The following is an 8,517-nucleotide window of genomic DNA, read 5'->3' as shown; positions in this document are numbered from 1 at the left end:
GGCCGAGGCGCGCGACTTCGTCACGCCCGACGACGTGAAGCGGCATGCGCTGCCGGCCCTGCGCCACCGCGTGCAGATCGCGCCCGATGCGCAGCTGGAAGGCCGGCGCGTCGACGATCTCCTGATGGGCGCGCTGGAAAGCGTGGAAGCGCCGCGGCTGTAGGGCGGCAGTCGATGCGCATGGCATTCATCCCCAGCCGCCGCAGCGCGCAACGCTTCGCGCTGCTCGGCCTCGCCTGCGTCGCGGCGCTGGCCGCGGGCCTGCCGGTCGCTACCGTGGGCGGCGTGGCATCTGCAGCGGCGCTGGTCGGCGTGGCGGCGATGGCGCTGGATCTCTGGGTGAGCCGGCGCGCGTGGAAGCGCGCGCCGCTGGAACTGGCGCACCGCCTGCCGGGCGCCTTCGCGCTCGGCGCGCCGGTCACGGTGACCCTGGTGCTCACCAATCCGGGACCGCGGCGCTGGCGCGTCGCGCTGTTCGACGGCGTCGATCCCGCATTCGACTTCGACGGCATGCCGCAGCAACTGCGCGTGGCGCCGGCCAGCGAGGCGCGGCTGCAGTACCGCGTGACGGCGCGGCGCCGCGGGCTGGTGCACATGGGCACGGCGCAGCTGCGCGTGCGCAGCCTGGGCGGCAGCGTGGAGATGCTGATTGCGCTGGGCCGGCCGCAGCCGCTGCGCGTGTACCCGAACTTTGCGGCGCTGATGCGCTATACGTGGCTGGCGGGCGACCGGCGCCTCGCGCAGATCGGTGTGAAGACCTATGCGCAGCGCGGCCTGGGCACCGACTTCCGGCAGCTGGCCGAGTACCTGCCCGGCGATCCGGTGCGCCACATCGACTGGAAGGCCAGCCTGCGCCAGGGCAAGCCCATCGTGCGCCAGTACCAGGACGACCGCGACCAGTGCGTGTTCTTCCTGCTCGATTGCGGCCGCCGCATGCGCGCCGACGAGGCCGGCGGCGAGGGCAGCCATTTCGACCAGCTGCTCAACGCAATGATGCTTCTGAGCTACGTGGCGCTGAAGGACGGCGACGAAGTGGGCGCGCTCACCTTCGGCCATGCGCCCGGCCAGCAGCGCCGCTTCGCGCCGCGCAAGGGCCTGGCGTCGCTCAACGCGCTGATGAACCGGCTGCACGACGTCGAGCCCTCGCTCGCGCATTCGGACTACCTGCTGGCGGCGCAGGAACTGCTGCGCGCGCAGCCCAAGCGCGCGCTGGTAGTGGTGCTCACCAATTTCCGCGGCGAAGACGTCGCGGAGCTGCGCCCCGCCCTACGGCTGCTGCGCACGCGCCACCTGGTGATCGTGGCCAGCCTGCGCGAACAGGTGCTGGACCAGCTGGCCGCGCAGCCGCTGCGCCAGGCGCAGGCACCGGCCGAGGCCGCGGTGGCGCACCTGCTCGCGCAGCAGCGCCGCGACGCGTTCCGCCAGATCGCCGACACGCTATCGGTGGACGCCACGCCGCAGCAGCTGGGCGCGGCGCTGGTGAACCGTTATCACGCCGTCAAGCGCGCGGGTACGCTGTAGCTGACGCAGCGCGCCAGGCACTTGCCCGCGCTCAGCCCTTGAGCAGGTTGCGCGCCACCAGCTCGCGCCGCGGGTCGCCCAGCAGCTCGCGCGCTGTCGGCAGCGTGCCGTCGAAGGCACCCAGCACGTCGCGCGCCACACTCACGGTGCGCAGCAGGTCGGCACCGTCGCCGGCCTGCGCGTCTTGCGATTCCAGATGTGCCTGCATGTCCTGCAGCGCGCGAAACAGCAGCGCCTTGGCGTCGCCGTAGACCACCAAGTCGCCGTTGGCATGGCAGACCGCCTTGAGCATCAACTTTTGCATCGCAGTGTCTCCCTAAGGAATGACCTCAGGTTGCGCCCGCGTGCAGGGCCGACGTGTCAGCGTGCCTGCAGGTTTGGCGTTGGCGCGAGCCGGTCGCCGCGTCGGCGAACGCCATGCCCTTGTCGGCGGCGCGGCGCCGTAGGCACGGCGCGCGCCTACAGCGCCTGCAACAAGGCTCAGTCCTTCAGGTCGGCTGGCACCTTGCCGCCGTTTTCTTCCAGCTTGTGCATCACCTGCTTGTGCAGCCAGATGTTCATGGCCGCGGAATCGCCCTTGTCGCCCGTGTAGTGCAGCTCGTCGGCCAGGTCCTTGCGCGCCTGCAGGCTGCTGTCGATGTCCAGCAGCTTCATCAGGTCGACGATGGAGGTGCGCCAGTTGAGTTGCTGGCCGTTCTGCGCCGCCATGCCGTTGAGCACCTGCTCGACGTCGACACGGTCCATGGCGACGGGCGCCGGGGCCGTCGGCTGGGTCCCGGGCTGCTGCGCCGGTGCGGCGGCGACCGTGGTGGAAGCCGGCGTGCCGGCGGGGGCGGCGGCGGCGCCGCGATGGAAGATCTTGCCGAAAATATTGCCGAGGATGCTCATGTGTTTTCTCTCAGAACCGGGGCGGAATTGCCTCCCCCGATGGTGATGAGCCATCGGCCCAGCCCGGCGTGCGCCGGGGCCGCGCACGCGTGCAGGCCACAACCGACAGCGGCTGCCTTCAGCCCGGCATTGCGGCGCAGGTGTCGCGCAGCTGGCGCTTGAGCACCTTGCCGATTTCGCTGCGCGGAAGCTCCGCCACGTAGCGCACATCCGCCAGGCGCTGCGTCTTGCCCAGCCGCGCATTCGCCCAGTCGCGCAGCGCCTGCGCCTCGCCAGCGCCGGGCGCCGGCACCACGAAGGCCACCGGCGATTCGCCCCACTCGGCGGACGGCGCGCCGACCACCGCCGCCTCGCGCACCGCCGGGTGCTCGCGCAGTACCGCTTCGATGTCGCTCGGATAGATGTTGAAACCGCCGCTGATGATCATGTCCTTGCGCCGGTCCAGCAGCGTGAGGAAGCCGTCGGCGTCGAAGCGCGCCACGTCGCCGGTGCGGATGTAGCGCTGCCCCTGCGCGTCATGCCACTCGGCCTCGCGCGTTTTGTGCGGCTGCGCGTGGTAGCCGCTCATCATGGTGGCCGAGCGCCCCACCACCTCGCCGGCTTCGCCGGCAGGCACCTCGCGGCCTTCCTCGTCGATCAGCCGGATGTCGTGGCCCTCGGCCGGCCGGCCCACGGTGTGCAGCTTGTCCGGGTGCAGGTGCGCCTCCAGGATGCAGGTGCCGCCCCCTTCGGTCATGCCGTAGTACTCGACCAGGCCGCCCGGCCAGCGCGCCAGCACGTCGGCCTTCAGCGCACCCGCGAACGGCGCGCTGGTGCAGAACTTCATGTGGAAGGACGACAGGTCGAAGCGGTCGAAGTCCGGGCAGGCCATCAGGCGCTGGTACTGCACCGGCACCAGCATGGCGTGAGTGGCGCGCACCCGCTCGGCCAGCGCCAGGTAGGCCGCCGCGTCGAAGCGGCCCTCGGTCAGCACCACCGTGCCGCCCGCGGCCAGCGCGGGAAAGAAGCTCACCAGCGTGGTGTTGGAGCACAGCGAGGTAGCCACCAGCGTCACCGACCCCGTGCCGTAGCCGAACAGCGCGGCGCGGGCCACGTGCAGCCAGCGCATGAAGTGCGGCTGCACGATGCCCTTGGGCGTGCCGGTGGTGCCGGACGAATAGATGATGTTGAACGGCCACTCCGGCTGCACCTCCACCGGCGTGGGCCGCGTGCCGGCCGGCGGCAGCCAGGCGTCCAGGCCGCCTTGGTCCATGCGGATGCGCCGCGCCGCGCTGTCGAACGCCGGCGCCGTTTCATCGGTGAACAGCAGCCGCGCGCCGCAGTCGGCCGCCATGCCGGCCAGCTGCACCGGCAGGCTTCCGGTGGGCAGCGGCGCCACCGCGCAGCCGGCGCGCACGGCGCCCAGGAACACGGCGGCGTAGGCGATGGAGTTGGCGCCGCAGATGGCGATGGCCTCCTGCGGCCGCACGCCGTCGCGTTGCAGGCCGGCGGCCACGCGGTCCATCAGCGCGTCGAGTTCGGCCCAGCCGAGGCTGTGCGCGCCCTGGCGCAGCGCGGCGTCGGCGGGGCGGGCGGCGGCATGCTCGCGCACCAGGTCGGCGATGGCGCGAAACGGCGGGGGCGGAACGGAAACAGGGACGGCAGCGGAAGCGGTGTCGGCGGCAGGCGTCATGCGCCCATTGTGGCGCCGCCCGCGGCGCCGGAATCGCCCAGCGTGAAGTAGAAGGCCGCGCCCTGTCCTTCATGCGACTCGGCCCAGATGCGGCCACCGTGGCGCGCCACGATCTTGCGCGCGATGGCCAGGCCGATGCCGGTGCCGGGAAACTCGCCCACGCCGTGCAGCCGCTGGAACGGAACGAACAGCTTGGCGGCATAGGTGGGGTCGAAACCGGCGCCGTTGTCCCGCACCACGTAGACGGGCGCGGCGTTCGGCCCGCCCGGCACGTGCGGCAGCACGCCGAACGCGATGTGCCCGTGCGGGCGGTTGCCGGTGAACTTCCAGGCGTTGGCCAGCAGCTGCTCCATCAGTTCGGCCAGCAGCCGCGCGTCGCCCTCGGCGCGCGGCGTCGGCGCGATGTCCACCGTCACCTGGCGGCCGGGCTGCTGCTGGCGCATGCGGTGCACCCAGCCCTGCGCCAGCGCCGACAGGTCCACGCCCTGCGGCAGCAGCGGCGCCTGCGACAGGCTCATCAGCGACAGCATGGCCTCGGTCAGCTCGCCGATGGCGCGCACGCCGGCGCGCACCCGGTGCAGGTAATGGCGCGAGGCGTCGTCCAGCCCGGCTTCTGCGCGGCGCGCCAGCTCCAGGCTGAAGCCGTCGATGGCGGCCAGCGGCGCGCGCAGGTCGTGCGCCAGCGAATAGGCGATGCTGCGCAGCTCCTCGTTGGTGTCCTGCAGTTCCGCGGTGCGCGCGCGGATGCGTTGCTCAAGATCGCTGTTGAGCGCATGCAGCGCGCGCTCGGCGGCCAGCCGCTGCGTCACGTCGGTGCTGACCGAGACCACCGCGGCCGGCTGGCCCTGCTCGTCGCGGATCAGCGTGAAGCGCCGCTCCACGTCCAGCAGCCGGCCGTCGGCGGTGCGGCACGGCACCAGGGCCGTCCAGTGGCCCTGCGCCAGCAGCTTGGCGGTGTCGCTGTCGGAGATGGTGGAGGCCGCGCCCATCAGCTCGCCGAACGGGCGGCCGACGGCCTGCTGCGCCCTCCAGCCGAACAGGCGCTCGGCGCCGTGGTTCCAGTAGAGGATGCGCCTGTCCATGCTGGCCACCAGGATCGCGTCGTTCGCCTGGTCGAGCATCTGGGCCTGCTCGCGGATGCGCCGCTGGTCGGCCACCGCCTGGCTGATGTCCTCGACGATGGACACGAAGTACGGCTCGGCCGCGTCGCGCACGACGGTGGCGGACACCCGCGCGTCGTACTGCGAGCCGTCCTTGCGGATGAAGCGGCGCTGCTGCGAATAGGAGGCGACTTCGCCGCTCAGCAGCCGCCGAGAGGCCACGCGCCCGGCCTCGCCGCCGTCCACGCTGAGGTCGCCCGCCGAGCGCATGCCCAGCAATTCCTCGCGGCTGTAGCCGTGCATCTCGCACAGCTTGCGGTTCACGCGCAGCATGCGCCCGTCCATCCCCACGTGCAGGATGCCCAGCGCCGCCTGCTCGAAGGTGGCGCGAAAGCGCTCCTCGCTCTCGCGCAGCGCGGCCTCGGCGGCCTTGCGGTCGGACACGTCCTGCGCCTGCACGATGAAATGCGCCGGGCGGCCCTGCTCGTCGCGCACCAGGGTGCAGATCTGGTGGGTCCACACCTGGTGGCCGTCGGCGTGGTGGTAGCGCTTCTCGGCCTGGTAGCTGGGGAACATGCCGTCCAGCATCAGGCCGCGCAGCTCGCGGTCGCGGGCGATGTCGTCGAGGCCGACCAGGTCCACGCCGCGCGCGCCGGCCAGTTCGGCCTCGGTGCGGCCCAGCATCTCGCACAGCGTGCGGTTGACCCTGAGCACGCGCGACTCGGTGTCCAGCAGCGCCATGCCGATGCTGGCGAATTCGAAAATGGCGGCGAACTGCTGCTCGCTCAGCGGCGTGACAGAGGCGGCCTGGGCTGGAGGGGGCGGAGTGTTCATGAACCTAAGTGCTCATTAAGCCCGCAAGCGCGGCGCCGGTCCATAGGGCCTTTACTGCCACGGCATGGCGGCTGCCGTCCGACAGCGGGGCGCAACCGGAGCCGACGCAACGCCGCCGGACCGCGGCCGACACTCGGCCGATCCACAGCGAAAGGACAACACCATGGCCTACAGCAGCATCTTGGGCGCCGATGTGGCGCCGGTACAACCCAGCGGCCGAGACGCCGACCTGCTGGGACCGAGCGACAACTCCGACAGCGGCAGCGATGCGATCGGCACCAGCGAGCTGCATGCCGACAGCGACTCCGGCGGCACCGGCGAGCGCGGCGCGGTGGCCGGCAAGGACGCCATCGAAGGCGCGGACATCCTGCCCGACCAGGTGGTCCGGCTGGCCGAAGACGGCGACTTCCTGGAAGCCGACGCCGCCGATGCCGTGGAGCTGACCGACCTGGACGCCGACGCGGACGCCGATGCGGACGCCGATGCGGACGAAGACGACGACCGCTGAGGCGGATGGAGCAGGCGGGGCCGGCGGCCCCGTGCGCGCCACGCGGGCGCCCCGGCGCGTTAGCGCCGTCCAACCCGGCACGCCGGTGGCGGCACAGCTGCTGCGCACCACGCTGAAGCAGCGCTTCGGCCTGGCGCGCCTGCGGCCCGGCCAGCAGGGTGTGATCGAACGCGTGCTGGAGGGCGGCTCCACCCTGGCCATCATGCCCACCGGCTCGGGCAAATCGCTGTGCTACCAGCTGCCGGCCCTGCTGCTGCCCGGGCGCACCGTGGTGGTGTCGCCGCTGATCGCGCTCATGAAAGACCAGTGCGATTCGCTGGCCGAACTCGGCGTCTCGGTGGTGCAGATGCACAGCGCCGCCGGCACCGAGGCGGCGCGCGCCGCCCATGCCGCGGTGGCCGACGGCAGCGCGCGCATCATCATGGTCACGCCCGAGCGGCTGTGCGACCCCGAATTCGCGGCGCTGCTGGCCACGCACCCGGTCAGCCTGCTGGTGGTGGACGAGGCGCACTGCATCTCGCAATGGGGCCACGACTTTCGCCCCGCCTTCCTGGAGATCGGGCCGGCGCTGGCGCGCATCGGCAAGCCCACGGTGCTGGCGCTGACCGCCACCGCCACGGGCGAGATCGCCGCCGACATCTGCCGCGAACTGGGCATCCCGGACAGCGGCGTGGTGAACACCGGCTCCTACCGCCCCAACCTGGACCTGCGCGTGGAGCAGGTGGCGCGCGAGGCTGACAAGCTGGAGCGGGTGGCGAAGCTGGTGCACGGCACGCAGGGCTGCGGCCTGGTCTACGCCGCCACCATCAAGGCCGCCGAGGCGGTGGCCGAGGCGCTGCGCCAGGCCGGCGAATCGGTGGGCCTGTACCACGGCAAGCTGCCGGCCGCCGAGCGGCATGCGCAGCAGGAGGCCTTCATGCGCGGTGAACACCGCGTGATGGTCGCCACCAACGCCTTCGGCCTGGGCATCGACAAGCCCGACATCCGCTTCGTGCTGCACTACCAGCTGCCCTCTACCCTGGAGGCCTACTACCAGGAGGCCGGCCGCGCCGGGCGCGACGGCGCGCCGGCGCGCTGCACGCTGCTGTTCCTGCGCGGCGACAAGGCGATCCAGCAGTTCTTCATGGCCGGGCGCTATCCGGGCGAGGAAGAGGTCATCGCGCTGTGCGGCGCGCTGCGCGACGCGCCGCCCGACGGCGAATCCTGGACCCTGCCGCTGCTGCAGGGCCGGCTGGCCCGCCCGCGCGGCAAGCTGCGGGTGGCACTGGGCCTGCTGCGCAAGCAGGGCATCGTGGAGCAGCGTGCCGACGGCACGGTGCGGCTGCTGCGCAAGGACATCGGCGGCGCCGAGCTGCTGCCGCTTGCCGACGCCTATCAGCAGCGCCGCGACGGCGACCGCGAGGCGCTGGAGCGCATGGTGTTCTATGCCCAGACCGGCCAGTGCCGCTGGCACCTGCTGTTGGAGCACCTGGAGGGCGAGACGCCGTTCGAGCGCTGTGAACACTGCGACAACTGCCGGCGCATCGCCGCGCACGAGAAAGTGCTGGAGCACCTGGCCAGCCAGCCGGCCGAGCCGCTGCCCGAACCGCGGGAAGGGCGGCACCATGCGCCGGCCCATGCCACGGACGATGCACCGCCGGCGCGCGGCACCATCGTCAACGTGCGGCGCTACGGCCGCGGCGTGGTGGAGGAGTCCAGCAGCATGCAGGTCACGGTGGCGTTTACAGACGGCAGCCGGCGCAGCTTCCTGCCGGAGTACGTGCAGAAGCTGCGCGAGGCGCCGCCGCGCGCGCCTCGGCGCACGCCGGTGCGCCGGGCGGAACTCTTGGTGGCCAGCGCCGGCTGACCGCCATGCGGCGCGGCCGCCGCGCTAGTGTGGTGCGCGCCTCTGTTCTGTACTTATCGTGAGATCGCAGCCAATGCAGCCTTGGCTCTGGTGACCTTGGCCAGGATGTCCGAAGCACTGGCTGTCCAGATGAATGGTTTGGGGTTGT

At 72.0% G+C, this 8,517-nt stretch carries 7 protein-coding genes and 1 pseudogene; 4 read left to right on the top strand and 4 right to left on the bottom strand.

The annotated features are described in order from the left end of the window. Positions 1-163, top strand: a pseudogene (locus H0U68_RS11390) (AAA family ATPase); the annotation flags it as partial. 17 nt (positions 164-180) lie between these two features. Beyond that, positions 181-1,521: a DUF58 domain-containing protein gene (locus H0U68_RS11385; protein WP_296355632.1), complete on the top strand. Its 1,341-nt coding sequence runs from the start codon at positions 181-183 to the stop codon at positions 1,519-1,521. 31 nt (positions 1,522-1,552) lie between these two features. Here H0U68_RS11385 and H0U68_RS11380 read toward each other — a convergent pair whose 3' ends face one another. The 4 genes from H0U68_RS11380 to H0U68_RS11365 all read right to left on the bottom strand — a co-directional run bounded on the left by H0U68_RS11380 (position 1,553) and on the right by H0U68_RS11365 (position 6,015). After that, a complete protein-coding gene (locus H0U68_RS11380; protein WP_296355630.1) occupies positions 1,553-1,825 on the bottom strand; it encodes a hypothetical protein in 273 nt (90 codons plus the stop codon). 176 nt (positions 1,826-2,001) lie between these two features. Then, positions 2,002-2,409, bottom strand: a complete 408-nt coding sequence (locus H0U68_RS11375) for a DUF3597 domain-containing protein (RefSeq protein ID WP_296355629.1) — start codon at positions 2,407-2,409, stop codon at positions 2,002-2,004. Between the two features lie 118 nt (positions 2,410-2,527). Continuing rightward, positions 2,528-4,081: an AMP-binding protein gene (locus H0U68_RS11370; RefSeq protein ID WP_296355628.1), complete on the bottom strand. Its 1,554-nt coding sequence runs from the start codon at positions 4,079-4,081 to the stop codon at positions 2,528-2,530. Further along, on the bottom strand, positions 4,078-6,015 hold the full coding sequence (locus H0U68_RS11365; RefSeq protein WP_296355626.1) for a PAS domain S-box protein: 1,938 nt from the start codon (positions 6,013-6,015) through the stop codon (positions 4,078-4,080). Before H0U68_RS11365 ends, H0U68_RS11370 begins: the two co-directional genes overlap by 4 nt. Before the next feature lie 163 nt (positions 6,016-6,178). Here H0U68_RS11365 and H0U68_RS11360 point away from each other — a divergent pair, with 163 nt between their 5' ends. Together H0U68_RS11360 and H0U68_RS11355 are read left to right on the top strand one after the other, a co-directional pair. Then, positions 6,179-6,523 carry a hypothetical protein gene (locus H0U68_RS11360; RefSeq protein WP_296355624.1) on the top strand — a complete coding sequence of 115 codons (345 nt, stop codon included), beginning with the start codon at positions 6,179-6,181 and terminating at the stop codon, positions 6,521-6,523. A gap of 85 nt (positions 6,524-6,608) precedes the next feature. Continuing rightward, the gene (locus tag H0U68_RS11355) at positions 6,609-8,369 is read left to right on the top strand and encodes a RecQ family ATP-dependent DNA helicase (protein ID WP_296355622.1); all 1,761 of its coding nucleotides are present in this window, start codon (positions 6,609-6,611) and stop codon (positions 8,367-8,369) included. Positions 8,370-8,517: the final 148 nt, after the last annotated feature.

Origin of the sequence: Ramlibacter sp. (genome assembly GCF_013697775.1) — a bacterium.
Classification (GTDB): Bacteria; Pseudomonadota; Gammaproteobacteria; order Burkholderiales; family Burkholderiaceae_C; genus Ramlibacter.
Note: the sequence above shows the minus strand (reverse complement) of the source record. Positions and strands in the feature narration are given on the sequence as shown.

What these genes read in the sequence shown, in the direction of transcription:
- H0U68_RS11385 (WP_296355632.1), top strand. Translation starts at nt 181, where the DNA reads ATGGCATTCATCCCCAGCCGCCGCAGCGCGCAACGCTTCGCGCTGCTC.
- H0U68_RS11380 (WP_296355630.1), bottom strand. Translation starts at nt 1,825, where the DNA reads ATGCAAAAGTTGATGCTCAAGGCGGTCTGCCATGCCAACGGCGACTTG.
- H0U68_RS11375 (WP_296355629.1), bottom strand. Translation starts at nt 2,409, where the DNA reads ATGAGCATCCTCGGCAATATTTTCGGCAAGATCTTCCATCGCGGCGCC.
- H0U68_RS11370 (WP_296355628.1), bottom strand. Translation starts at nt 4,081, where the DNA reads ATGACGCCTGCCGCCGACACCGCTTCCGCTGCCGTCCCTGTTTCCGTT.
- H0U68_RS11365 (WP_296355626.1), bottom strand. Translation starts at nt 6,015, where the DNA reads ATGAACACTCCGCCCCCTCCAGCCCAGGCCGCCTCTGTCACGCCGCTG.
- H0U68_RS11360 (WP_296355624.1), top strand. Translation starts at nt 6,179, where the DNA reads ATGGCCTACAGCAGCATCTTGGGCGCCGATGTGGCGCCGGTACAACCC.